The sequence below is a fragment of the Salegentibacter tibetensis genome, assembly GCF_020164485.1.
Classification (GTDB): Bacteria; Bacteroidota; Bacteroidia; order Flavobacteriales; family Flavobacteriaceae; genus Salegentibacter; species Salegentibacter tibetensis.
The window spans coordinates 1-290 of the sequence record NZ_JAIQZA010000138.1; the positions used below are offsets into that span (position 1 = coordinate 1).

Sequence of the window (290 nt, forward strand, 5' to 3'; positions counted from 1 at the left end):
TGATCCTCCGGAGTTTTTCTGGATATTTCTGCTTGCTATAAAACCCCGTGAGCTTTATGATCTGATCACACTTAAACCCCAAGGTTTTATCCACCTTGTTAGAATAAACCCTTCTGTAATTAAAATTTCGTTTTTCCCGAATCACAAAAAAACTCAAACATTTATTTAAATGGTAAAGCCGCTCAAAGTCAAGATAAGCCCTGTCCATAATATAAAAAGCACCTGGCTCCAAGGTCAAAGCATCCAGAATATTTACATCGTGCACTTTACCATCCGTAATCTCAATAAAA

Annotated in this window: 1 protein-coding gene; it reads right to left on the bottom strand. The window is 36.6% G+C overall.

The window, feature by feature from the left end; all coding sequences use genetic code 11:
- Positions 1–290 (bottom strand): transposase (locus LB467_RS19630; protein WP_224475683.1); only part of this gene is annotated, 290 nt, incomplete at both ends.